This is a genomic window from Streptomyces zhihengii, assembly GCF_016919245.1.
GTDB lineage: Bacteria > Actinomycetota > Actinomycetes > Streptomycetales > Streptomycetaceae > Streptomyces > Streptomyces zhihengii.
Map to the genome: position 1 here is coordinate 476,176 of NZ_JAFEJA010000001.1, position 24,029 is coordinate 500,204.

General features: G+C 76.2%; 20 protein-coding genes and 1 pseudogene. 10 read left to right on the forward strand and 11 right to left on the reverse strand.

What is annotated here, in order from left to right; all coding sequences use genetic code 11:
- Nucleotides 1-34 precede the first annotated feature (34 nt).
- Nucleotides 35-862 (forward strand): annotated as a pseudogene (locus JE024_RS02025) (DMT family transporter); the annotation flags it as partial.
- Nucleotides 863-953: 91 nt separating this feature from the next.
- On the forward strand, nt 954-1,463 hold the full coding sequence (locus JE024_RS02030; protein WP_205376326.1) for an SRPBCC family protein: 510 nt from the start codon (nt 954-956) through the stop codon (nt 1,461-1,463).
- A 473-nt stretch (nt 1,464-1,936) separates the two neighbouring features.
- Here JE024_RS02030 and JE024_RS02035 read toward each other — a convergent pair whose 3' ends face one another.
- The 5 genes from JE024_RS02035 to JE024_RS02055 form a co-directional block, all read right to left on the reverse strand.
- Nucleotides 1,937-2,866: a LysR family transcriptional regulator gene (locus JE024_RS02035; protein ID WP_205371898.1), complete on the reverse strand. Its 930-nt coding sequence runs from the start codon at nt 2,864-2,866 to the stop codon at nt 1,937-1,939.
- Nucleotides 2,867-3,057: 191 nt separating this feature from the next.
- Nucleotides 3,058-4,263 carry a glycine C-acetyltransferase gene (locus JE024_RS02040; protein ID WP_205371899.1) on the reverse strand — a complete coding sequence of 402 codons (1,206 nt, stop codon included), beginning with the start codon at nt 4,261-4,263 and terminating at the stop codon, nt 3,058-3,060.
- A 64-nt stretch (nt 4,264-4,327) separates the two neighbouring features.
- Complete coding sequence (gene tdh / locus JE024_RS02045) at nt 4,328-5,356, reverse strand: L-threonine 3-dehydrogenase (protein ID WP_205371900.1); 1,029 nt, start codon at nt 5,354-5,356, stop codon at nt 4,328-4,330.
- 382 nt (nt 5,357-5,738) lie between these two features.
- Nucleotides 5,739-6,143, reverse strand: a complete 405-nt coding sequence (locus tag JE024_RS02050; RefSeq protein ID WP_205371901.1) for a roadblock/LC7 domain-containing protein — start codon at nt 6,141-6,143, stop codon at nt 5,739-5,741.
- 273 nt (nt 6,144-6,416) lie between these two features.
- Nucleotides 6,417-7,079, reverse strand: a complete 663-nt coding sequence (locus JE024_RS02055; RefSeq protein ID WP_244882528.1) for a GTP-binding protein — start codon at nt 7,077-7,079, stop codon at nt 6,417-6,419.
- A gap of 201 nt (nt 7,080-7,280) precedes the next feature.
- Here JE024_RS02055 and JE024_RS02060 point away from each other — a divergent pair, with 201 nt between their 5' ends.
- Nucleotides 7,281-7,868 carry a GNAT family N-acetyltransferase gene (locus JE024_RS02060; RefSeq protein WP_205371902.1) on the forward strand — a complete coding sequence of 196 codons (588 nt, stop codon included), beginning with the start codon at nt 7,281-7,283 and terminating at the stop codon, nt 7,866-7,868.
- Nucleotides 7,869-7,902: 34 nt separating this feature from the next.
- Here the strand turns inward: JE024_RS02060 and JE024_RS02065 are convergent, their stop codons facing one another.
- From JE024_RS02065 to JE024_RS02080, 4 genes are all read right to left on the reverse strand, one after another.
- Nucleotides 7,903-8,304 carry a DUF742 domain-containing protein gene (locus JE024_RS02065; RefSeq protein WP_205371903.1) on the reverse strand — a complete coding sequence of 134 codons (402 nt, stop codon included), beginning with the start codon at nt 8,302-8,304 and terminating at the stop codon, nt 7,903-7,905.
- A complete protein-coding gene (locus JE024_RS02070; RefSeq protein ID WP_205371904.1) occupies nt 8,301-8,723 on the reverse strand; it encodes a roadblock/LC7 domain-containing protein in 423 nt (140 codons plus the stop codon). Before JE024_RS02070 ends, JE024_RS02065 begins: the two co-directional genes overlap by 4 nt.
- Nucleotides 8,720-11,515, reverse strand: a complete 2,796-nt coding sequence (locus JE024_RS02075) for a sensor histidine kinase (RefSeq protein ID WP_205371905.1) — start codon at nt 11,513-11,515, stop codon at nt 8,720-8,722. The genes JE024_RS02070 and JE024_RS02075 overlap by 4 nt, the downstream gene beginning before the upstream one ends.
- A gap of 168 nt (nt 11,516-11,683) precedes the next feature.
- Nucleotides 11,684-12,514 carry an MHYT domain-containing protein gene (locus JE024_RS02080; RefSeq protein ID WP_205371906.1) on the reverse strand — a complete coding sequence of 277 codons (831 nt, stop codon included), beginning with the start codon at nt 12,512-12,514 and terminating at the stop codon, nt 11,684-11,686.
- 386 nt (nt 12,515-12,900) lie between these two features.
- On the opposite strand from JE024_RS02080, the gene JE024_RS02085 reads away from it, so the two are divergent.
- The 3 genes from JE024_RS02085 (at nt 12,901) to JE024_RS02095 (ending at nt 15,048) form a co-directional block, all read left to right on the forward strand.
- Nucleotides 12,901-13,515 carry a class I SAM-dependent methyltransferase gene (locus tag JE024_RS02085; protein WP_205371907.1) on the forward strand — a complete coding sequence of 205 codons (615 nt, stop codon included), beginning with the start codon at nt 12,901-12,903 and terminating at the stop codon, nt 13,513-13,515.
- A 134-nt stretch (nt 13,516-13,649) separates the two neighbouring features.
- Complete coding sequence (locus JE024_RS02090) at nt 13,650-13,976, forward strand: hypothetical protein (RefSeq protein ID WP_205371908.1); 327 nt, start codon at nt 13,650-13,652, stop codon at nt 13,974-13,976.
- Between the two features lie 85 nt (nt 13,977-14,061).
- Nucleotides 14,062-15,048 carry a hypothetical protein gene (locus JE024_RS02095; protein ID WP_205371909.1) on the forward strand — a complete coding sequence of 329 codons (987 nt, stop codon included), beginning with the start codon at nt 14,062-14,064 and terminating at the stop codon, nt 15,046-15,048.
- A gap of 76 nt (nt 15,049-15,124) precedes the next feature.
- Here JE024_RS02095 and JE024_RS02100 read toward each other — a convergent pair whose 3' ends face one another.
- Nucleotides 15,125-15,307 (reverse strand): tail-anchor membrane protein, encoded by a 183-nt coding sequence (locus JE024_RS02100; protein WP_147986076.1) that lies wholly within the window; start codon nt 15,305-15,307, stop codon nt 15,125-15,127.
- An 84-nt stretch (nt 15,308-15,391) separates the two neighbouring features.
- Nucleotides 15,392-16,549 (reverse strand): fatty acid desaturase family protein, encoded by a 1,158-nt coding sequence (locus JE024_RS02105; RefSeq protein WP_205371910.1) that lies wholly within the window; start codon nt 16,547-16,549, stop codon nt 15,392-15,394.
- Nucleotides 16,550-16,936: 387 nt separating this feature from the next.
- On the opposite strand from JE024_RS02105, the gene JE024_RS02110 reads away from it, so the two are divergent.
- The 4 genes from JE024_RS02110 to JE024_RS02125 all read left to right on the forward strand — a co-directional run bounded on the left by JE024_RS02110 (nt 16,937) and on the right by JE024_RS02125 (nt 23,984).
- Nucleotides 16,937-20,329: an SCO1167/SCO6262 family helicase gene (locus tag JE024_RS02110; protein WP_244882530.1), complete on the forward strand. Its 3,393-nt coding sequence runs from the start codon at nt 16,937-16,939 to the stop codon at nt 20,327-20,329.
- Nucleotides 20,326-21,675: an SWIM zinc finger family protein gene (locus JE024_RS02115; RefSeq protein WP_205371911.1), complete on the forward strand. Its 1,350-nt coding sequence runs from the start codon at nt 20,326-20,328 to the stop codon at nt 21,673-21,675. Before JE024_RS02110 ends, JE024_RS02115 begins: the two co-directional genes overlap by 4 nt.
- A 263-nt stretch (nt 21,676-21,938) precedes the next feature.
- Complete coding sequence (locus JE024_RS02120; RefSeq protein ID WP_205371912.1) at nt 21,939-22,526, forward strand: N-acetylmuramoyl-L-alanine amidase; 588 nt, start codon at nt 21,939-21,941, stop codon at nt 22,524-22,526.
- A gap of 204 nt (nt 22,527-22,730) precedes the next feature.
- Complete coding sequence (locus JE024_RS02125) at nt 22,731-23,984, forward strand: GAF domain-containing protein (protein WP_244882532.1); 1,254 nt, start codon at nt 22,731-22,733, stop codon at nt 23,982-23,984.
- Nucleotides 23,985-24,029 lie beyond the last annotated feature (45 nt).

A 24,029-nucleotide genomic window follows, 5' to 3' on the forward strand; every position in this document is an offset into this window, starting at 1 on the left:
GGACGTGGCGCGCGGTCGTGGCACGCTGATGCGGATGGGACTGCTGGCCCTGCTGTGGGGATCGGCGTTCCTGTGGACCGAACTCGCCCTGGAGGGCGGCCTGTCGCCGGGCCTCATCGCCTTCGCCCGCTGCGCGCTCGGCGCTCTGGTGCTGGTGGCGGTCTGCCTCCTGAGCGGGCGGCGGCTGCCGTCGGACGCGGTCACCTGGCGGCGGCTGCTGGTGGCGGCGTTCTTCTGCAACGCGCTGCCGTTCGTCCTGTTCGGCATCGGTCAGCAGTCGGTCGACTCGGGGGTGGCCGGAGTGCTCAACGCGACCACACCGCTGTGGTCGCTGCTGATCGGCCTGGCCACCGGAGCCGAGCGCGGCATCCGCCCGGTGCGGGTGGCCGGTCTGCTGCTGGGCTTCGCCGGTGTGCTGCTGATCTTCGCGCCCTGGAGCGGCGCCGGGCTCCTCGGACCGGGCGCCCTCGCGATCCTGGGCGCGGCCCTCGCGTACGCCGTGGCCTTCGCGTACATGGCGCGCAAGCTCTCCGGGCTGGGCGGCGACCCACTGGCGCTGTCGGCCGCGCAGTTGGTGACGGCGACGGGCTACGGCGCGTTCGCGGTCCCGCTCACCGGGCGGGGCACGGGTTCCTGGGGCGCGGTGGAGCCGTCGGGGGTGCTCGCCGTCGTCGCGCTGGGGGTCCTGGCCACCGGGTTCACCTTCGCGCTGACCAACCGGCTGATCGCCGACGAGGGACCGACGACGACGGCCACGGTCGGCTATCTGCTGCCGGTGGTCTCGGTGGCGCTCGGCGCCGTCGTGCTGGGCGAGGAGGTGGGCCCGCGGGTGGTGGCGGGGATGGCCGTGGTCCTCGTCGGCGTGGCCATGAGCCGCCGCGGGACACCCCGCGGTACGGGTGCCGCGCGGGGCACGGTAGCGTCGGGCGGCCTCGACGATCGGAGTCATGACGATGCCACGGATCTTCACCGTCTCGGACAGCGTCGTGATCGACGCGTCCCCCTCGGACGTCTACGCCCAGGTGAGCGACCCGACGCTGATGGGCCGCTGGAGCCCCGAGAACCGCGGCGCCGTCGTGCGCGACGCCCCGGGCGGGACACGGGTGGGGACGGTCTTCGACGGCCGCAACACCCGGGGGCCGCTGTCGTGGACGACGCGCTGCACGGTGACGGCGGCCGATCCGGGTGAGCGGTTCGCCTTCCGGGTGCGGGCCATCGGACTGCGGCGCCCGGTGCTGCGGGGCCCGATCGCCACCTGGGAGTACCGCTTCGAAGCGGCCGAGGGCGGCGGGACGCGGGTCACGGAGACCTGGACGGACGACCGCCGGGCCTGGCCGGACGCGCTGGCCGGGGTGTTCGACCGCATCGCCACCCGCGGCCACACCTTCGCCGACTTCCAGCGCCGCAACATCCGCACGACGCTGGCCAACCTGAAGAAGGCGCTGGAGGCCCCGGCGGGGTAGTCCCGCCGGGGCGGGGCGGGGGTTCCCGGGCGGAGCCGGGGCAGGCAGGCGGGCCGGTCCGGGGGGCCCGGGCCGGGCCGGGAGCCCGAGCCAGAGGGCTGAAAGCCCGAGCCAGGGGCGGGGGTTCCCGGGGCGGGGCCGGGAGCCCGAGCCGGGGGCGGGCGCGGCGGCGGTCGGCGCCTGGCGGCGGAGCCGCGGGCGTGCTGCCGCGAGGGGGCTCCCGCCTGCGCGTGCCGCGCCCGGCCGGCGCGCGGTGCCGGCGCCCCGCGTCGCGGTTTCGCCCGGACGGCGCGCGGTGCCGGCGCCCCGCGTCGCGGTTTCGAGCCGCGCCCTCCGGCGGGCGCGGCGGGGCCGGTCCGGGGAGGACTCGGCACCGTGGCCCGGTAGTGCCGGGCGGGCGGGGCCTGGTGTCGCGTTCCCCCGCGCCGCCGGGACGTGTGCGCGGCGACCGGCGGGCGGGCGGGTCGGGTCCGTCAGGCGGTCGGGGCGGTGTCGGCCGAGAGGCCGGAGGCCGTGGCCGCGAGGGCGTCCAGGACAGGGCGGATCAGGGGGTGCTCCTCCGCGCCGCGGCGGACCGCCGCGAACACCCGGCGGGTGGCCGCGGGGCCCGACACCGAGCGCACCACCGCGCCGTTGAGCTCCATGCCGCGCAGCGCGGAGCGGGGCACCAGGGCCACCCCCGCACCGGCGCCGGCGAGGGCGACCACGGCACGGAAGTCGTCCGACTGGTGCACCAGCCGCGGCTGGAACCCGGCGAGCTCGCAGGCGAGCAGCACCATGTCGTGGCAGGGGTTGCCGGGGTAGGGGCCGATCCAGTCGCTGCCGGCGAGCCGGGCGAGCTCCACCCGTTCCGCGGCGGCCAGCGGGTGGTCGGCCCGCAGCACGGCGTCGAACGGCTCCGCGTACAGCGGCACCCGGGACAGCCGCCGGTCGTCCGCGCCCGGCGCGCCCCGGTACTCCACGGCGACGGCCAGATCCGCCTCCCCGTCGAGGACCAGCGGGAGGCTCTCGTCGCCCTCGGCGTCCCGGACCCGCACCCCGATGCCCGGCCGCTCACCGGCCAGCCGGACGATCGCGGGGGCGACGACCTCGGCGATGCCGGTGGCGAACGCGGCGACGGTCACCTCGCCCGCGGCGCCCTGCGCGTAGGCGGCGAGCTCGGCCTCGGCCCGTTCGAGCTGGGCGAGGACGGCGTGGGTGTGGCCGAGCAGGATCTCCCCCGCCGCGGTGAGGGCCGCGCCCTTGCCGCCGCGGATCAGCAGGGTATGGCCCGTCTCCTGTTCCAGCGCGTTGAGCTGCTGGGACACGGCGGACGGGGTGAGGTACAGCGCGGAGGCCGCGGCGGTCACCGTACGGTGGTCCGCCACGGCCCGCAGGATGCGCAGCCGGCGGGGGTCGATCACGCGGTCATTGTGTCACCGGCCGCGACACCCGCCGTCCGCGCCCGGGACCGGTGCCGCGCGGGCCGGTCTCCGCCCCGGGGGCGGCGCGATTCCCGGCCGGCGTCCACCCCGGGGCGGCGCGATTCCCGGCCGGCGTCCACCCCGGGGCGGCACGGTTTCCGGCCGGCGTCCGCACCGGGGGCGGCGGGCCCTCAGGCCGCCGTCTCCGCCTCCAGGGCGGCGCGGGCGTCGGTGAACGCGGCGACCACGCGCTCGACGTCCCCGGTGGAGTGCGCGGCGGAGAGCTGGACGCGGATGCGCGCCTGGCCCATGGGGACGACGGGGTAGGAGAAGCCGATCACGTACACCCCGCGCTCCAGCAGCAGCTCGGCCATCCGGCCCGCCTTCGCCGCGTCGCCGATCATGACGGGGGCGATGGCGTGGTCGCCGGGGAGGATCTCGAAGCCGGCGTCGGTCATCGCCGAACGGAACAGCGCCGTGTTGGCGGCGAGCTTCTCGCGCAGGTCGCCCGCAGACTCCAGAAGGTCCAGCACCTTCAGGGAGGCGGCGGCGATCACGGGCGCGAGGGAGTTCGAGAAGAGGTAGGGGCGCGAGCGCTGGCGCAGCAGCTCGACGATCTCGGCGCGGGCGGCGACGTAGCCGCCGGAGGCGCCGCCGAGCGCCTTGCCCAGGGTGCCGGTGATGATGTCCACGCGGTCCATCACACCGTGCAGTTCGGGGGTGCCGCGCCCGCCGGGGCCGACGAAGCCGACGGCGTGCGAGTCGTCGACCATGACCATCGCGTCGTAGCGGTCGGCGAGGTCGCAGATCTCGGCGAGGGGGGCGACGTAGCCGTCCATGGAGAAGACGCCGTCGGTGACGATCAGCCGGCGGCGGGCGGCCTGGGTCTCCTTGAGCTGCTGCTCCAGGTCGGCCAGGTCGCGGTTGGCGTACCGGTGGCGGCGGGCCTTGGACAGCCGGATGCCGTCGATGATGGAGGCGTGGTTCAGCGCGTCGGAGATGACCGCGTCCTCGGGGCCGAGGAGGGTCTCGAAGACACCGCCGTTGGCGTCGAAGCAGGAGGAGTAGAGGATCGTGTCCTCCTGGCCCAGGAAGGACGACAGGCGCTGCTCCAGCTCCTTGTGGATCTCCTGGGTGCCGCAGATGAAGCGGACGGACGCCATGCCGTAGCCCCAGCGGTCGAGGGCGTCCTTGGCGGCGGCGACGACCTCGGGGTGGTCGGCGAGGCCGAGGTAGTTGTTGGCGCAGAAGTTGAGCACCTCACCGGCGGCGCCGCCGGCGGTGACGGCGACGGAGGCGCTCTGCGGGGTGCCGATCACGCGCTCGGGCTTGTAGAGGCCGGCTTCGCGGATCTCGTCGAGGGTGGTGCGCAGGTCGTCGCGGACGGACGCGTACATGAGGGGTCTCCTTGAGGCTGTCGCCGGGCGGGCGAGGGGCGGGACGCGGGCGGTCCGGACGGGCTCAGACGGTCCAGTCGAGGATGATCTTGCCGCTGCGGCCGTGCGCGGCCTCGTCGAAAGCGGCGTCGAAGTCGCGGTAGCCGTAGCTGCCGGTGATCACCGGGCTGAGGTCGAGGCCGCCCTCCAGGAGCACGGTCATGGCGTACCAGGTCTCGAACATCTCGCGGCCGTAGATGCCCTTGATGGTGATCATCGAGGTGACGATCTTCGACCAGTCGACGGCGAACTCGTCGGCGGGCAGGCCGAGCATGGCGATGCGCCCGCCGTGGGTCATGTTGTCGACCATGTCGCGCATGGCCTCGGGGCGGCCGGACATCTCCAGGCCGATGTCGAAGCCCTCCTTGAGGCCGAGCTGCCGCTGGGCGTCCGCGATGCCGGTCTCGGCGACGTTGACGGCGAGGGTGGCACCGGCCTTGCGGGCGATTTCGAGCCGGGGCTCGCTGACGTCGGTGATGACCACGTTGCGCGCGCCGGCGTGCCGGGCGACGGCGGCCGCCATGATCCCGATGGGGCCCGCGCCGGTGATCAGCACGTCCTCGCCGACCAGCGGGAAGGACAGCGCGGTGTGCACGGCGTTGCCGAACGGGTCGAAGATCGCGGCGATGTCGAGGTCGACCGGGGTGCGGTGCACCCAGACGTTGGAGGCGGGCAGCGCCACGTACTCGGCGAACGCGCCGTCGCGGCCGACGCCGAGGCCCACCGTGCTGCGGCACAGGTGCCTGCGGCCGGCGAGGCAGTTGCGGCACCTGCCGCACACCAGGTGGCCCTCGCCGCTGACGATGTCGCCCACCGCGATGTCCGCGACGTCGGAGCCCACGGACGCGACCTCGCCGACGAACTCGTGGCCCAGCACGCGCGGGGTGGTGACGGCCCCCTGTGCCCAGTGGTCCCAGGACCTGATGTGCAGGTCCGTGCCGCAGATGCCGGTGCGCAGCACCTTGATCAGCACGTCGCCGGGGCCGGTCTCGGGCTCCGGCACATCCATGAGCCACAGGCCGGGCTCGGCGTGCTGCTTGACAAGTGCCTTCATCGATACGGCTCCAGGCATGCGACGGGACTGACCGGATACCGAAAATACGGCTCCGCTCAGTGGACGGGCTCCAATCTGCCCAGCTCGGAGCGTCGCGTCCATCGAGGTTTTCTTAAGCGGGCCCACAGCGGAGCTTCACGGGGTGCGCGCGCCCCGGTGCCCGGCACCGGCCGGCGCGCCTGCCCGCCGGTGCCGGCGGACGGCGCCCCGGCCCTGCCGTCGCCGGTGAAGAACCTCGTCGTCGCAGGTCAGCCGTCCCGGGTCAAGTCGGCGCAGGTCGGGCCGTCGCAGGTCAGGCCGTCGCAGGTCGGGCCGTCGCAGGTCAGGCCGTCGCAGGTCGGGCCGTCGCAGGTCAGGCCGTCGCAGGTCGGGCCGTCGCAGGTCAGAGAGTGCTGTCGCCGGGCTGGCGGGCCGCGACTCCCAGGTGCTCGCCGACCCGGTTGACCATCAGCGTCATCTCGTAGGCCACCTGGCCGACGTCCGCCTCGGCGGAGCTCAGCACGCACAGGCAGCTTCCGTCGCCCGCCGCGGTGACGAAGAGCATGGCGTCGTCGAACTCGACCATGGTCTGCCGGGCCCGGCCCGCGCGGAAGTGGCGGCCCGATCCGCGGGCGAGGGAGTGCAGTCCGGAGGAGACGGCCGCGAGGTGCTCGGCGTCCTCCCGCGCGAGCCCGGTGCTCGCCCCCGTCACCAGCCCGTCGTTGGAGAGCACCAGCGCGTGCGTGATGTGGTCGACCCGCTTCGTCAGGTCGTCCAGCAGCCAGTCGAGTCCCTTGTCCAACGCCATCGCCGTCCCTCCCCCTCGTACGTTCCCCGTGGCCGTACGTCTGCCGGTAAGCCTTTCGTACGCGGCGTCCCTCGGCAAGGTCCTCTCGCCGCGAAGCGGCACCGCCCGGCCATGATCCGCGCAGGTCCGCCGGTTTCCGTCCGGTGCATTCGGCGCCGGAGCGCGCGCCGTCCGCGCGCCGGCGCACGCCCTTGCGGGGCTCCCCCGCGCAGAACCCGACACGTTCGCCCGCCGTGTGGGCCGGGAACCGACGCGTTCGCGCGACGGCGCACATCAGGTGCCGACGGAGTCGAGCAGCCGGGCGGTGTGCACGCGGCCGGCGTACTCGACGAGGCGCACGAGCACCTCCTTGCCCGAGTCCTTGTCGCGAGCGTCGCACAGGACGACCGGGGTGCCGCGGTCGAGGTCGAGGGCGCGGGCCACCTCGTGGGCGCCGAACGCCCGTGCTCCGGGGAAGCAGTTGACGGCGACGACGAACGGGATCCGGCGGTGCTCGAAGTAGTCGACGGCGGGGAAGCAGTCGCCGAGGCGGCGGGTGTCGGCGAGCACCACGGCGCCGAGGGCGCCCTGCGCGAGCTCGTCCCACAGGAACCAGAAGCGGTCCTGCCCGGGCGTCCCGAAGAGGTAGAGGGACAGTCCCGCACGGATGGTGATGCGGCCGAAGTCCATGGCGACCGTGGTGGTGGTCTTGCGGGCGACGCCCTCGGTGTCGTCCACCCCGCTGCCCGCCTCGCTGAGCGGCTCCTCCGTCCGCAGGGGGCGGATCTCGCTGACGGCTCCGACGAGGGTGGTCTTGCCGACGCCGAAGCCGCCGGCGACGAGGATCTTCAGCGCGAGGGCGCCGGAGTCCTCGCCGCTGTCCTCGCCGCCGCCCGGGGTGGGGTGGTCGGATGCGGGGCGGTCGGTGGGGGTGGTCCAGGTGCTGTCGGGGGCCATGCGTCGTCATCTCCCAGGTGTCGTCGGGCAAGGGTGGCGGGCGTGCCGGTACCGGGGGCGGTGCCAGGGGCGGAGCCGGTGCCAGGGGCGGAGCCGGTGCCGGGGGCAGGGGCGGTGCCGGGGGCGGACGCGGGCTCAGGGAGGTGCGGGACGCGGGAAATCCGCTCGCGGGCGGTCGCCCGCGGCGGCGAGAATCCGCGCATGCACGTGTTCCTGGAGACCGACCGCCTCGCACTGCGGCCCTTCACCCCGCGGGACGTGGAGCGCGTCCTGTCCCTCGACGCGGACCCGGAGGTCATGCGCCATCTGAACGGCGGGCGCCCCGCGACCCGGGAGGAGGTCGAGCGGGAGACGATGCCGGCGCTGCTGCGCCGCTTCCCCTGCCTCGACACGGAGCGCGGCGAGGGGCGTGGCCACTGGGCGGCCGAGGACCGCGCGTCGGGCGGCTTCCTGGGCTGGTTCGAATTCCGGCCGACGTCGCCGGAGAGCAGCGCGGAGGTCGAGCTCGGCTACCGGCTGCACCGGCGTGCCTGGGGGCGCGGCCTCGCCACCGAGGGCTCCCGCGCCCTGATCCGGCTCGGCTTCACCGAGCTCGGCGTGCGCCGGGTGACGGCCACCACCATGACGGTGAACTCCCGTTCGCGGCGGGTGATGGAGAAGTCCGGGCTCGTCTTCGTCCGTACCTTCTTCGAGGAGTGGCCCGAGACGATCGAGGGCTCCGAACACGGTGACGTCGAGTACGCGCTGACGGAGGAGGCGTGGCGGCAGGCCCCCGCCGGGCGGGGCTGAGCCGTGGCGCGGCCGGACCGTGCGCGGGCGGCGCTCACAGGGCGCGCAGGCCCTCGATGACCTCACGCAGGATCCTTTCGTCGGGCAGCCGTGCGGGAGGCACCGGGCTGCTGACCTTCACATGGCCCGCTTCGAGCAGATCGCCGAGGAGGACGCGCACGACGCCGACCGGCAGATCGGCGTCGGCGGCGAGTTCGGCGACGGACTGGGTCTCGCAGCGGCACAGGGCGAGCAGCGTGCGGTGCTCCGGGCCGAGGAGCGATTCCTCGGCGTCAGGGGGCGTCCGCTCGTCCACCACCACCAGCGCGATCAGGTCGAACCGCACATTGCTCGGGCCCGGTCTGGTGCGCCCGCCGGTCATCGCGTACGGACGGACCAGCGGCCCCGCATCGGCGTCGTACCACTGACTGCCGGGCGCCGCGGCGGCGCCGGTCACGGCGTGCTCACGCGGGCCGGGGTGCGCAGGTGCTCGCCGACGCGGTTGACCAGCCGGGCCATCTCGTAGGCGATCAGGCCGATGTCGGCGCGGGCGGCGGTGAGCAGCGCCAGGCAGGACCCCTCGCCCGCCGCGGCGACGAAGAGGAAGCCGTCGTCCATCTCCACCATCGTCCGGCGCACACCGCCCGCCCGGAAGTGACGTCCGGCTCCCTTGGCCAGGCTGTGGAAACCGGAGGCGACGGCCGCCAGGTGCTCGGCGTCCTCGCGGCTCAGGCCGGCGGAGGCGCCCACGGGGAGCCCGTCACCGGAGAGGACGACGGCGTGGCGGACCTCGCCCACCCGGACGACGAGGTCGTCCAGCAGCCAGTCGAGGTCACCGAAGCGGTGGTGGCCCGTCGCCGGCTCGTGCTCGGTCATGATCGGTCTCCTTCTACGAGGGCCGCGCGGGCGGCGGCGGGGTGGGACGTGGGGGCGCGGCCGGTGTTCCGGGCGGCGTCCCGCCGCCGCGCACCCAGCCGTCGCGGTAGGCGGCCATCCGGTCGCGTACCGCCTCGGGGCTGCGTCCGGCCGCGCCGCCGGGGGGCGCGGCGGTGCGCGGCGGCTCGGGGTTCGTGACGTCGCGGAGCTGCGGCACGAGGTGCGACTGCCGTATGCGGCGCGGCAGTTCGCCCTCGGGCGGCTGCGCGGGCACGTCGCCCGGCCGCAGCACGCGTACGCCGGGCGGCGCGGCGTACGGGAGCGGAGCGGTGGGAACGGCGGCGGTGGGCCCGGAGTCCGGGGGAACGGAGGCGATGGACGCGGCGCGCCCGGGGTCGGTGGGAACGGAGGCGAGGGACACGGCGGGCCCGGAGTCGGTCGGCCCGGGTGTGGGGGCGGGGTGGTGGGCGCGCCGGGGGCGTGGCGGTGGGGCGGGGTGGTCCGGGGTTGGGGTGGGGACGGGTGACGGGGTCGTCCCCAGGGGCGGCGTGGGGGCGGGCGGTGGGACGCGGCGGGGAGGTGCGCGTCGGGCCGCCGGGGCGGGCGGGCCGGGCCGTGCGGGGGTCGCCGGCCGGCAGCGGCTCCGCGTGGCGGGGCGGTCCGGGGACGGGGCGCGGACCCGGGGCGGGACGGTGGCCGGTGGTGCCGGAGTCCGCGGGCGCGGGGAGGGCGGGCTGGAGCAGGGCCGTGGGCAGCAGCACCACCGCGGTGCTCCCGCCGTACGGCGAGGTGCCGAGCCGGACCTTGATGCCGTGCCGGGAGGCGAGCCTGCTGACGACGAACAGCCCCAGCCGGTCGCTGTCGAACAGGTCCAGCGCCTCGGACTCCTCCAGCTTGCGGTTGGCCTCCGCGAGGGCTTCCCTGCCCATGCCGAGCCCGCGGTCCTCCACCTCCAGCGCGTAGCCGTTCCCCACCGGTTCGCCGGTGATGCGGACCTTGGTGTGGGGCGGTGAGAACTGGGCCGCGTTCTCGACGAGTTCGGCCAGGAGATGGGTGACGTCGGCCACGGCGGCGCCGTTGACCGCCGCCTCCGGCAGCGTGCGCATCTCGACCCGGGCGTAGTCCTCGATCTCGGAGACCGCGGCCCGCACGACGCCGGTCAGCGGGACGGGGGTGCTCCACGCCCGGCCGGGGGCGGCGCCGGAGAGGATGATCAGGCTCTCCGCGTGGCGGCGCATCCGGGTGGTGAGGTGGTCGAGACGGAACAGGTCGCCGAGCTCGCCCGGGTCGTCGGCCCGGCGCTCCATCGCGTCGAGCAGGGCGAGCTGACGGTGGACCAGCGTCTGGCTGCGCCGGGCGAGGTTGACGAAGACGCCGGAGATGCCGCCGGCCAGTTCGGCGCGCTCCGCCGCCGCGCCGAGCGCCGCCCGGTGCACGGTGCCGAGCGCCTCCCCCACCTGCCCGATCTCGTCCTCGGCGGGCGGGCCCTCGGGCGCCTCGGCGTGGATGTCGATCTGCTCGCCGGTGCGCAACCGGGCCATGGCGTGCGGCAGTTTGCGCCGGGCGATGTCCAGGGCGCCGTTGCGCAGGGTGACGAGTTCGACGACGAGGCCCCGGCCGATGCGCACGGAGATCACCAGGGAGGCGACGACGGCCACGAGGCCCAGGGCCACGGCGGCGCCGGCCGCCGTCAGCATGCCGCCCCCGGCCGGGGTGTCGCGGTCGGCGGCGGCGCGGCGTGCCGAGGTGCCGATGTCGCGCAGGGCGCCCGCGACCGCGGTGTGCGCCTCCTCCCACGCCGCGGCGGAGACGGCCGTGGCCGCCGCGCGCCCCGCCCGTGCGGCGCCGATGCGGTCCTCGGCGGTGCGCAGATCGCGGTACTCGGCACGGCCGGTGAGTGCCCGCCACGCGTCGCGCTCCGGGCCGCGCAGGTCCGCGGCAGCCGCGCCGAGAAGCGCGGCGCGGGTGGCGGCGACACCGGTGAACAGGCGGAGACGGGCCGCCGGCAAGTCGCCCGCGAGCCGGGCGGTGGTGACGAGGGCGTCCTCCCGGGCCAGCATGTCCTCCGCCCTGGCGAGCTCCAGCAGCACCCGGGCGTCGGACGCCGACCGGCCGCCGTCCCGCAGCGCGGCGGTCGCGCCGGTGACGGTGAACGCGGTCTCCACGACCGCGTTGTAGGTGTCGTACACCGGCTCCCAGGACGCCCTGCCGCCGGCCACCGCCTTGCGGGTCGCGTCCAGCGCGTCGGCCGCGTCGACGAACGCGGTGAGCCGGTCGCCGATCTCCCCGGGCACCTCGCCGCCCGCGGCGACCGTCGGGCCCCCGTCGACGCGCAGGGCGCGCACGGTGGCGTCGGTGCGGGCCGCCGCCGCCCGCAGCGCGGCCGCGCGTTCGGCTCCGGGGGCGGCGATCTGCCGCAGGGCCGCGAGGCGTTCGGCCCGGAGCGCCGTGACGGCGGTGGCGACGGGGGCGCCGATCCGCGTGTCGACGTGGCGCAGCAGGCGCAGTCCGGCCATGTCCTGGGCGGTGGTCACCGTGGCGAAGCCCCACAGGGTGAGGAGCGAGAGCACGGGCACCATCAGCAGGCAGATGACCTTCGCCCGTACGGTCCGGGCCCGGAGCGGAAGCCGCCGGGAGGGGCGGCGCTCCGGCTCGGGGTCCGCCGGGGCGGGTGCCGGACGGTGGCCGGTGTGCTCGACCGCCGGTGCTCCGGCGTGGGCACGCCGTCCGCGTCCGGAGGCTCCCGGCCGGGGCGGGCTCTCGCCGTCCTGGGGGGTGCGGGGTGTGTGCATGGCCTCCTCGTTCCGGCTGCGGGGCGGGGACGGCGGCTCCGCCGCTCGGGGGCGTCGGGCCGGTGGACGGGACGGCTGCCGGGCTCGGACGGCCGGTGGACGGGACGGCTGCCGGGCTCGGGCAGCCGGTGGGGGACGGGCTGCCGGGCTGCCGGTGGGGGGAGGCGTTCAGAGGGTCGGGGCGGGGGTCCGGCGGGGGTCCGGGGCCGCGGTGGCCGCGCTCCTCCGGTGGGAGGCGTCGGACGCGGGGCCGCCGGGGCCCGCAGGGGCCGCCCGCTCACCCGCCGCCGGGGACAGCGCGACGAAGGCGGCGGTGACGAAGAGGTACGAGCCGAGGCCGACGGCGAGCGGGAAGATGAACTGCATCGCGCTCGCGCCCGGCAGTTCGCCGGTCGCCGGTGTCACCTCGACACCGACGGCGAGCATCCCCGTGTAGTGCATGCTGCTCACCGCGGCTCCCATGACGAGGGAGGCGACGGCCACCGCCAGCGGCGACCTGATGTTCAGCGCCGCCCACAGCGCCGCGGTGGCGGCGACCACGGCGATCGCCACGGACAGGGCGACGAGCAGCGGGTCGTAGTCGACGCTGCCGTGCAGCCGCAGGGCCGCCATGCCCAGGTAGTGCATGCTGGCGACGCCGACGCCCGTGGAGAGCCCGCCGACCAGCAGCGCGCGCCGCCTGTCCCGGCCGTAGCCGACGCAGAAGACGCCCGCGCCGACGACGAGCATGGCGACGAGCAGGCTGAGGATCGTCAGCGGCACGTCGAAGCGGATGTCGGTGCCGCGGACGGCGAAGCCGAGCATGGCGACGAAGTGCATCGTCCAGATCCCGGTGCCGATCGCGGAGGCGGCGGTGAGCAGCCAGTTCCGGCGGGAGCGGCCGGTGGTGCCGAGGGCGCGCACGGTGCAGCGCAGTCCGAGGGCTGCGCCGATGACGGCCATCAGGTACGAGAGCGCGGGTGTCAGCACGCCGAATGCGGCGTGGTCCAGGTGTCCCATGGCTCAGGGACGCTAGTCCGAGGGGGTGGGCGGTTCCGGGGCTCAGTTCGAAAGCTGATGGAATGTGACAGGCGGCTGCCGCCGGACGACCGCCCCGCGCTCGAACATGCGCGCAGTTCGCTCGATACGGTCTCGCGCCGGCCACCGCACGGCGAGATCCGGCCGCGGCGGGGCGGCCGGGCGAGGAGGCCCGGGCGGGCCTGACGAGGCGGCCCCTCGGGTCGGGTCGGGTCGGCCGGGGTTCAGCGGCTCACGCGCCCCGGCGGAGGTTCAGCGGCTCACGCGCCCCGGCGAAGGTTCAGCGGCTCACGCGCCCCGGCGGAGGCGGTCCGGACGGGGAGGGGAGGGTGGGTGACGGACCGGCCTCGCAGGCGGATCATGGACGGATGGCCGACGACCACGTGGACGACCCCACGCACGTACAGGAATTCTTCGGCGCGCGCGCCGCGGACTGGGACAGCCGCTTCCCCGACGACGGGCCCGCGTACGCCGCCGCGGTCGCCCTGCTCGGGCTGCGGGGCGGGGACCGGGTGCTCGACGCGGGGTGCGGCACCGGCCGGGCGCTGGAACCGCTGCGGGCGGCCGTCGGCGCGGACGGCGTGGTGATCGGCATGGACCTGACCCCCGGGATGCTCGACGCGGCACGTGCCGCGGGCCGCGGGGGGAGCGGTGCGCTGGTGCTCGGCGACGTGGCCCGGCTGCCCCTGCGCGCGGGCGCGCTCGACGCGGTGTTCGCGGCGGGGCTGATCGCGCACCTGCCCCGGCCCGCGGAGAACCTGCGGGAGCTGGCCCGTGGCGTGCGGCCCGGCGGGGTGCTCGCGCTGTTCCACCCCATCGGACGGGCCGTGCTCGCCGCCCGGCACGGCCGGACGCTCGGCGACGACGACCTGCGGGCCGAACCCAACCTCCGTCCGCTGCTGGCGTCCTCGGGCTGGCGGACGACCTCCTACACGGACCGGGACGACCGCTTCCTGGTGCTGGCCGAGCGCGAGGAGGGCTGACGCGCGCGCTCCCCCGGCGACGCGGACCGCGCCCCGCGCACGCCCACCCGGCCGTTCGAACTCCGTTGCCGGGTGGAAGACTTGATGTGTCAGCGGTATACGCCGACCGCATCGTCCCGGGAAGGTGGATCCACATGATCGCCGTTCGTCCTGCGCTCGCACGCCTGCGCAAGGTCTTCGCCGCCCATCCTCCCGTCCCCGTACCGCCGCCCGACCCGTCCCGGCCGCAGCACAACGTCTTCGAGGCCGCCGCGACCTATGTGACCGCGAGTGTCGAGGACGACGAGGACCGCCTCGACGAGGCGGCGGGCTGGGTCGCGCCCGACGCCCTGGTCTTCGGCATCAACGAGCTCGCCTGCCGGGCGGTCATCGCTCTGGCCCGGGAGCGCGACGAACCGGTCGAGGCCGTGGCCCGCGGTCTCCTCGGGCTGCCCGGAGCGGAACCGTCCCGGCCGGTTTGACCGGAGCCGGCCCTCTCCCCCTCTCGACGCGCGGGTTACCCGCTGGTTAAGGTGCGCCGACGAACGATCGGACGGGGAGGTGGCCGTGCCCGGGTCGGAAGAGACCGTGGACGACGACGCGCTGTACGTACTGACGGCTGTGCTGCTCACACCCGCGCAGTTCCCCAGCGTGCTCGGCGACGACTACCCGCAGGCGTGCCGCTCGCTGGCGCTGGAGCCCTACGCGGAGGGATACGGCCTGGTCATCGGGCAGGACGCGGAGGGCGCCCGGTGGACCGTGGTGGTCGACGACGTCTCGCTCGTCGCGGTCGCGATCGCCTCCTGGGACTGCGGCATGGAGTACGACCTCTCCCCCGACGAGAACTCGGTCGTCGCCGCCCTGCCCGGGTGGCCGCTGGAGCTCGCGGTCGCCGCGCCGGGTGTGCCGGCGCCGCACGACCCGGTCCCCGAGGAGGGCGACCGGCCGCCGCTGACCCCGCCGAACACCGAGGAGTGGGGCCCGGCACAGCGCCGGATGGGCGCCGACGAGGTGGCTCAGCAGTGGGCCCTGTGGCGGGAGCAGGCGGGGAACGGGGACACGGCCGGTGCGGCGGAGGACACCGACGCGGCTGACGCGGCGCCCGGTGCGGCGGAGGACGCCGGCCCGGCTGATGCGGCGCCCGGCGCGGCGCCCGAGGCGGACGGTCCACAGGCAGCCGAGGCCGACGGCCCGCAGGTGCCCGGGGCGGACGCCGCGAAGGCCCCCGAGGCCGTCGCGGAGGCGGACGGCTCGGGCGACGCGGGCGACGGCGGCGAGGCGCGGCTCGCCGAGGGCCTGCGACGCGCCCTGCGCGAGGCGCGCGCCTACGCGGAGGCCGTACCGCCGCCCGGCCGGGTGCGGTCCGCCTTCGCGCCCGGCGGCGCCCGCACCATCCGTGCCGACGGACCGGGCTGGTCGATGGTCGCGCGGACCGACGACATGGCCTTCGTACTGCTCGACGACGAGCCGTGCGAGGTCATCCCGGTGGAGCGGGGCCCGGAACTGGAAGCGCTGCTCGACGTGCTGGAGAAGGTCGCGGTCCACCCCTCCTGAGCCGACCGCCGCCGCGCGGGGCGGGGCGGGGCGGCGGCGGGTGGCGGGTGGCGGACCGGAAGGGCTCAGGCCACGGTCAGCGCCCGATCTCGCGCCGGGAGACCCGGCGGAGTCTGCGGCGCTGGCTCGGGTCGAGCATCAGATACGCGGCGGCCGGCACACCCAGCACCACCAGCAGGGACAGCCAGAATCCGATCAGCGGCATCAGGAGCAGGCCGACGGCCACTCCCCCGATGACGACCTTGGTACGTGTCGACATGTCGTCGCCTCCTTCGCGGCTGTGGCCGCATATGTCCCGAGAACGCGCGATCGCTCTCCGTGGTTCCCCGCATGGTCCCCGCCTTCAGGCTCCGGCGCTCCCGGTGCCGCCGTCCGCCCCGTCCGCAGACCCGCCGGCCGGCCCGCGGCTCCCGGACCGCCCGGTGGCCCGCAGCGGTTCGCCCACGTCGTGGAGGTGGGCGAGGGCCTGCCGGTAGGAGTCGGCGAGACCGGTCTCCGTGTACGGCACGCCGAGCGCGGCGCAGTGGGCGCGGACCAGCGGCCGGGCCAGCCGCAGGTGCGGGCGCGGCATGCTCGGGAAGAGGTGGTGCTCTATCTGGTAGTTCAGCCCGCCGAGCAGCCAGTCGGTGACCCGTCCGCCCCTGATGTTGCGGGAGGTGAGGACCTGGCGGCGCAGATGGCCCCAGTCCTTGCCGTGCTCGCCGTCGGGCATCTCCATGCCCTTGTGGTTCGGCGCGAAGGCCATGCCGAGGTGCAGGCCGAGCAGCATCTGGTGCAGCAGGGCGAAGGACAGCGCCCGCGCCGGGCCCATGGTGGCCAGCAGCGCCACGTAGCCGGCGACGTGGGTCAGCAGCAGTCCGGCCTCCAGGGCGCGCCACGCGGTCCAGGGACGGCCCGGGGAGGTGCGCGAGAAGACGGCGCGGAAGCCGTAGACCTTGAGGGCGATGCCTTCCAGGGTGGTCAGCGGGAAGAACAGCCAGGCCTGGTGCCGGGTGAGCAGGCCGCGCAGCCCGGTCCGGCCGCCCGCCTGCCGCCGGGTGAAGACCAGGATGTCCGCCACCACGTCCGGGTCCTTGTCGACGTGGTTGGGGTTGGCGTGGTGCCGGTTGTGCTTGTCGTTCCACCACTCCCGGCTCATCCCGAGGAGCAGGTCGGCGTGGACGAGCTGGATCACCCGGCTCGCGCGCCGGTCGCCGGTGATCTGGGCGTGGCCCGCGTCGTGGCCGAAGAAGGCGGCCCGGGTGGAGAACAGGGCGAGCAGCGGGGCGAGCGCCAGCACCCACCAGGATCCGGCGGCCAGGACGACGCCCGCCACCACCGCCGCGAGGGCGAGCAGATTGACGGTGATGCCCCGGGCGTACCACCCCGGGCGGTGCTCCAGCAGGCCCTGTTCCCTGACGGTGCGCAGCAGCGGCGCGAACTCGCTCGCCGGGCGGGTGCCGGTGCCGCGGGCGGGCGGCTCGGCCGGCGGGGCCGCGAGGGCGGCGGTGGCCTGGGGCATGTCGGTCTCCGGTCTGTGATGCGGACATGAGGCGTGCGGGCGCCTTCGGCCGGTGACGGAGAGGTGTCCCGGCCTGGGAAAACGTACGGATCGGGCGGTCGCCCGGGCCATGGCGCCACCACCCGGACCGCGCGGGGGGACGCCCGCCGTCCGGGGTGGTGCTGCCTACACCCCAGGCACCCGGGACCGCGGCGCGCGAGGACACCGGACCGGCTCCCCGGAGCGCGGCGCGCGAGGGCACCGGCGCCCGGACGGTGCGGGAGCCCGGGCACTCCGACCCGCCGATGAGACCGGCATCACATACGCGCCCCGCCCGGGAGGGCTCGCGATGGGGTACCCTCGGCGACTCCGAGTCGAGTAGTCAAATTTGAGGAATGCATCGTCGCTGTGCACAGGCCCCCTTCGCCGACGCCGCCCCCGCCCGTCGCACCCCGCCTCTCCCCCGCGGCGGTCCAGGCCCTCGCCGCCTGCCCCGCGCTCTTCCTCCCCGGTGATCCGGCCCGCACGGGCCGCGTCGCCTTCCTGCTCCCCGACGGCCTCCGGGAAACGGACGGGACACCCGCCCGGCGCCCCGGCCCGGCCGGACCGCACGCCTCCGCACCGCATGCCTCCGGCCCGGAGGGAGCACCGGCCTGCGCTCCCGACGAGTTGTCCGGGTGGCCGCGCGAGACTCTGACCGTCGTCACGGACGACGGGCTCGGCACGGCGGACGCGACCGCGCTGCTGCTGCCCGTCGCCGACGCCCTCCCGGTGCTGACGCGTGCGCGGGCGGCGGCCACGGCACCCCCGCCGGCCGCCCCCGCCACGCCGACCGTGCCCTCCACGCCGACCACGCCGTCGACGCCGACCGCTGGGTCCACGCCCGCGCTCCCCACGCAGTCCGCGGAGTCGGGCTCGGCCGGGCTGCCCGCGCCGGCCGTGGAATCCGGTTCGGCAGACGTGTCCGCGTCGGCCGCCTTCTGGGGCGCGGCCGCCGTCCTCGCGCTGCAACTGGCCGCCAGGGGACTCCTGCTGCCCGGCCTGAGCGCCACCGACACGGACGCCTGGCGGATGGGCCCGCTCGCTCCCGAGGATCTCGGCAGGCTGCGGCGGCTCGCGGCGTCGATGCCCCCGTCCGCGCACGCCGTGCCGCTCGACCCGGACGCGCTCCCGCTGCTGATGCCCGAACCGGAGCGGCTGCTGCGGCAGTTCACCGATGCCGTGGCCGACGCGCTGCCGCGGTCGCCCGCCGCCCCGATGGCCGCCGGCGACCCCGCGTACGCCGCGGCCGAGCCCCGGCGCCTGCCCGGACACCGAGCCTGGGCCGCCGAGGTGGCCGCCGGGCACGACGCGGGCGTGCGGCTGTCGCTGCGCGTCGAGGTCCTCGGAATCGACGACGACCCCGACGGCGGTCCCGCCGCCCCCGACGACCGTCCCGACGGCGGTCCCGACGCCCCCGACGGCGGCCTCGCCCGCACCGCCAACACCGCCCGCACCGCCAACACAGCCCCCACCGCCGGCACCCCGGGCTCCACGGTCACCGACGGAGCGCGTCCGTCCTTCCGCGCCGTGGTGCAGATGCACAGCGTCTCCGACACGGCGGTCGTCGCCGACGCCGCGGACGTCTGGTCCGGCACCGGAGCGCCTGCGGCGGCCTTCGGCCCCCGGGCCCGGCTCGACGCGCTGCTGGCGCTGCGCCGGGCGGCGCACGCCTGGCCGGCGCTCGCGCCCCTGCTGCACGCCCCGGTGCCCGACGCGATCGAACTCGCCGACGAGGAGGTCACGGACCTGCTCGGTCCGGCCGCCAAGGCCCTCGCCGCAACCGGTCTCCAGGTCCACTGGCCCCGCCGGCTCGCCCGCGGCCTCACCGCGCGGGCCGTCGTCGGCGGCCCGGTGTCCCCGGACCACGACCCGACGTGCAGCACGGACGGCACGTACGGCGCGTACGGCCCGGACGCCGCGGACGACACCACGCACGGGGGCGGGCCGTCGCGGGCCGGCCGCGAGTCCTCGGGCCTGCCGTCCTTCCTCTCGGCGGACTCGCTGCTCGCCTTCGACTGGCGCTTCGCCCTCGGCGACCGGGAGCTCACCCGTGACGAGCTGGACCGGCTCGCCGAGGCGGGACGCCCCCTGGTGCGGCTGCGCGACGCGTGGGTGCTGATCGACCCCGAGGAGGTGCGCCGCGCCCGGGAGGCCAAGGACGACCGGATCTCCCCCGTGGACGCGCTCGCCGCCGCGCTGACCGGCTCCGCGGAGGTCGGCGGACGGCGCGTCGAGGTCACGGCCACCGGCGCGCTCGAACGCCTGCGTGCCGCACTCGCCGACCCGGAGGGCTCCGCGGGAGCGGAGGCCGTCCGTCCGGACGTCGCCCAGCCCGCGGCGCTCGCCGCGACCCTGCGCGACTACCAGCTCCGTGGCCTGAACTGGCTGAACCGCATGACCTCGCTCGGTCTCGGCGCCTGTCTCGCCGACGACATGGGCCTCGGCAAGACGATCACCGTCATCGCCCTCCATCTGCACCGTCAGACGGAGCCGTCGGCCGCCGGCCCGGCACTCGTCGTCTGCCCGACGTCCCTGATGGGCAACTGGCAGCGCGAGATCGAGCGCTTCGCGCCCGGCACCCCCGTCCGCCGCTTCCACGGCGCGTCCCGCTCGCTGTCGGACCTGGCGCCGGACGAGGTGGTGCTGACCACGTACGGCACCATGCGGCTGGACGCCGAGCGGCTCGCGGACGCCGGCTGGGGCATGGTCGTCGCCGACGAGGCGCAGCACGTCAAGAACCCCTACGCGGCCACCGCCCGCCGGCTGCGCACCATCGGCGCCCGGGCCCGGGTCGCCCTCAGCGGCACTCCGGTCGAGAACAACCTCTCCGAGCTGTGGGCGATCCTCGACTGGACCACCCCCGGGCTGCTCGGCCGTCTCGGGACCTTCCGCAGGCGTTACGCCCAGGCCGTCGAGGGCGGCACCGACCCGGCGGCGGCCGCCCGGCTGTCGGCGCTGGTCGGACCGTTCCTGCTGCGCCGCCGGAAGTCGGATCCGGGCATCGCGCCCGAGCTGCCCCCGAAGACGGAGACCGACCGCGCCGTCTCCCTGACGACCGAGCAGGCCGGACTGTACGAGGCGGTCGTCCGGGAGTCGCTCGACGCGCTCGCCACCGCCGACGGGATGGAGCGCCGGGGGCTGGTCGTCTCCCTGCTCACCGGCCTGAAGCAGATCTGCAACCACCCCGCGCAGTACCTGAAGGAGGACGGTCCGGGCACCGCCGGGCGCTCCGGAAAGCTCGAACTCCTCGACGAACTGCTGGACACGATCCTCGCGGAGGGGGCGAGCGTGCTGGTGTTCACCCAGTACGTGCGGATGGCGCGGCTACTGGAGGCCCATCTGGCCGGCCGCGGGGTGCCGACGCAGTTCCTGCACGGCGGCACCCCCGTCGCCGGGCGGGAGGCCATGGTGAACCGGTTCCAGCGGGGCGAGGTGCCCGTCTTCCTGCTGTCGCTGAAGGCGGCGGGCACCGGTCTGAACCTGACCCGGGCCGAGCACGTCGTGCACTACGACCGCTGGTGGAACCCGGCCGTCGAGGCGCAGGCCACCGACCGCGCCTACCGGATCGGGCAGGACCGGCCCGTGCAGGTGCACCGGCTCATCGCCGAGGGCACCGTCGAGGACCGGATCGCGCGGATGCTGGACCGCAAGCGGGAGCTGGCCGACACGGTGCTCGGAGGCGCCGGCGAGGCGGCGCTCACGGAACTGACGGACGCGGAGCTGGCGGAGCTCGTGGAACTGCGAGGGAGCGGACGATGAGCCACGGTCACGACGAGGGACGGGCGCCGGGCACCGGGGACGACGCCGGGCGGACGTTCGACGCGCTGCCGCCCGCGCCGGGGCGCGGCTTCGCCGCCACCTGGTGGGGCCGGGCCTGGCTGAAGGCCCTGGAGGACTCCGCGCTCGACGGCGCGCAGCTCAAGCGGGGCCGTGCGCAGGCCCGTTCGGGTGCGGTGGGCGCGGTCACCGTCCGGCCGGGGCGGATCACCGCGGTGGTCCGCGACCGCGACGGCACGGCGCACCGCGGCGATGTGCTGCTCCCGGTGCTCCGCGACGAGGAGTGGGACCGCTTCCTCGCCGTGGCGGTGGAGCGCGCGGGGCACATCGCGGCGCTGCTCGACCACGACATGCCGCCGCATCTGGTGGAGGACGCGGCCGCGGCCGGGGTGGAACTGCTGCCCGGCATCGGAGATCTGGAGCCCGAGTGCTCCTGCGAGGCGTGGGACCTGTGCCCGCACACGGCGGCGCTCTGCTACCAGGTCGCACGGCTGCTGGACCAGGACCCCTTCGTGCTGCTGCTGTTGCGCGGGCGCGGGGAGCGGCGGCTGCTGGACGACCTCCAGTCGGGCAGCGCGGCGCGCGCCGCCGCGCCCGCCGGTCCGCAGGCGGCGGAGGCCCCGGATCCGGGGCCGTCGGTGCGGGCGGACGAGGCGTTCGCCGCGCGGGGCATCCTGCCCGTGCTCCCCGACCCGCCGCCGCTGCCCGCGGAGGCGGGGCTGCCGCCCACCCTCGACACGGAGACGCCCCCGGCGCCCGGGGTGGACCCGGACGCGCTGGAGTTCCTGGCCCGGGACGCCGCCTCCCGGGCGCTGGTCCTGCTGGCGGGGGCGCTCGCCCCGGGCCACGGCGAACGGCGGGCGGCGGCCGCGCTCACCCCGGACCAGGACGCGGTGCGGATGGCGGCGGCCGCGCCGCCGCCGGTCGTCATGGCGCGGCTGGCGGCCGGTACGGGGCGTTCCCGCACCGGGCTGGAGCTGGCGGCCCGCGCCTGGCACCACGGCGGAGCGGCCGGACTCGCCGTCCTGGAGGGCGACTTCACGCCCGGCGAAGCGCTGCTGGCGCGGGCGACGGCGGCGCTGGAGTCGGCCTGGGACGGCACCGGGGACGATGCCGGACGGCCCCGGCTGCGGGCGGCCGGGCCTTCGCGCTGGACGGTCGTCGGCGCGCGTCTCCAGCTCCGCCTCGGCCCGGACGGGAGCTGGTGGCCGTACCGCAGGGAGGGTGCGGCATGGGCTCCCGCCGGGCCGCCGTCGCCCGACCCGGCGACGGCCCTGGCGTCGGCGTCGGAGCCGCTCCCACCGGCGGAGCCGGAGCCGGCCGGCTGACCGCCCCGTGTCCGCAAGGGGCCCGCCCCCTCGGGGACACGGACCCCCAACTCACGTGTCGTTCAGCCCTGTTGACGGAACCGGCCATCTGTCGCACGGTGGCCGGCACCAGTACCGTGTGGGCTCGCTCCACCGGCCGGCCGCCGACCGGACCCGCGACATCCGCACCTCCGCTGTCGCGTGGCTCCGTGCCGTGCGGCCTCCGGCACGGGATGCTCATGGTCCCTGACACCCCCACAGGTCACACCGACAGGAGAGGTCCCATGGACCGCAGAAACCTGCTCCGGGGCGCCGCGGCGACGGCCGCCGCCGGCATCCTGCTCCCGGCCCCCCACTCCCCGGCCGCCGCCGCGCCCCTGGCGGCAGCGGACTTCCCGTCGGCCGAGTGGATCCCCGCCGCGGCGTCCAACCGCACGGCGTCGACCAGACCGACGGCGTACCCCGTCCGGTACGTGGTCGTCCATGTCACCCAGGAGACGTACGCGGACACCCTGTCGATCTTCAAGGACCCGGCCCGCAAGGTGTCCGCGCACTACGTCGTGCGCTCATCGGACGGACACGTCGCCCAGTGCGTGCAGGAACGCGACATCGCCTGGCACGCCGGGAACTGGGACTACAACACCCGCAGCATCGGCATCGAGCACGAGGGCTGGGTGGACCGGCCCTCGTACTTCACCCACGCGCTGTACGAGCGTTCCGCCGCGCTCACCGCGAACGTGTGCGACCGCTACGGCATCCCGAAGGACCGCGCCCACATCATCGGCCACCACGAGGTGCCGGGCGCCACCCACACCGACCCGGGGCCGCTGTGGGACTGGACCCGCTACATCCGGCTGGTCAACTTCGCCTGACGGACGCCCGTCCCGCCTCGCCGGTGTGAGCGCCGGGGGCGGCGCCCGCGCCGGCGGGTGCGCGCCCGCCCGTGCGCGCCGGCGTGCGCGGGGCCGCCGTCGAGGCGTGCGCGCCTCCCTGCCCGGGGGCCGTACGAAGAGGATCGTCCCGGACGCTTGTCGGTTGCCGCGCCCCGGGTCACGATGGGGCGCAGGGAGGCCGGAGTGAGCGACACATGGGTGGCCCTGGAGCCCGGAGCCGATCCCGCGAAGCGGAGCGCGGCACTGCGGCGGGCCTACGACGCGTACCTGACGGCGGGCCGTGTCGAACTGCCGGTGCGCCCCGAGGTCGCCGACTCGTGGCGCCGCTCGGCGCGCGCCCGGGTCAGCCCCGAGGGGCTCGCCGGGGTGGAGCTGGACGGCGACGACCTCGGCGCCTACCGGGACGCCCACGCCCTCGCCCGGGTGATGCCCGTCATCCGCGAACTCACCGGCGCCTACGCGCGGGACGGCGAGCATCTCGTCGCCGTGTGCGACGCGCACGGCCGGCTGCTCTGGGTCGAGGGACCGCCCGCGACCCTGGCCAGGGCGGACACGATGAACTTCGTGCCGGGCGCCCGCTGGGCCGAGACGGCCGCGGGGACGAACGCGCCGGGCACCGCCATCGCCGTCGGCCGGCCGGTCCAGGTGTTCGCCGCCGAACACTTCCGCAGGGACGTGCAGTCCTGGACGTGCGCGGCGGCCCCGATCCACGACCCGGCGACCGGCCGGGTGCTCGGGGCCGTCGACATCACCGGTGGCGACCGGCTCGCCCACCCGCACAGTCTGGCGTTCGTCGGCGCCGTGGCACGCGCCGCCGAGTCCCAACTGGCCCTGCTCACACCTCCCGCGCCGGATCCGTGCGCCCGGCTGACCGCGCTCGGGCGGGACGAGGCGCTGCTCACCGCCGGCGGCCGCAGGCTGCGGCTGTCACGCCGCCACAGCGAGATCCTCACCGTGCTGGCCGGCCGCCCCGAGGGCATCGGCGGCGACGAACTCCTGGTCGAGCTGTACGAGGACGAGAGGGTCACACCGGTCACCCTGCGCGCCGAACTGTCGCGGCTGCGGCGGCTGCTGGGGCCCGATGTGCTGCGGTCCCGCCCGTACCGGCTCGCGATGCCCGTGGAGGCGGACTTCGACACCGTGACCCGGCGGCTGGCGGCGGGGGCCCTGACGGGTGCGCTCGGCGCCTACGCGGGGCCGCTGCTGCCGCAGTCGCAGGCCCCGGCGGTGACACGGCTGCGCGACCGGCTCGGCGACGGGCTCCGGGCCGCCCTGATCGCCCGCGGCGACCCGGCGCTGCTCGCCGACTGGGCGTACAGCGCCTGGGGCGGCGAGGACCTGCCCGTCTGGCGGGCGCTCGCCGCCGCGCTGCCCCGCGCCCAGCGGGCGGCGGCACTGGCCCGGGTGGCCGCGCTGGACGCGTGGCAGCGGGCGTGAGGGACGCAACCCGGTTGCAACGTCCCGGCTCCTAGCCTCCTCGCG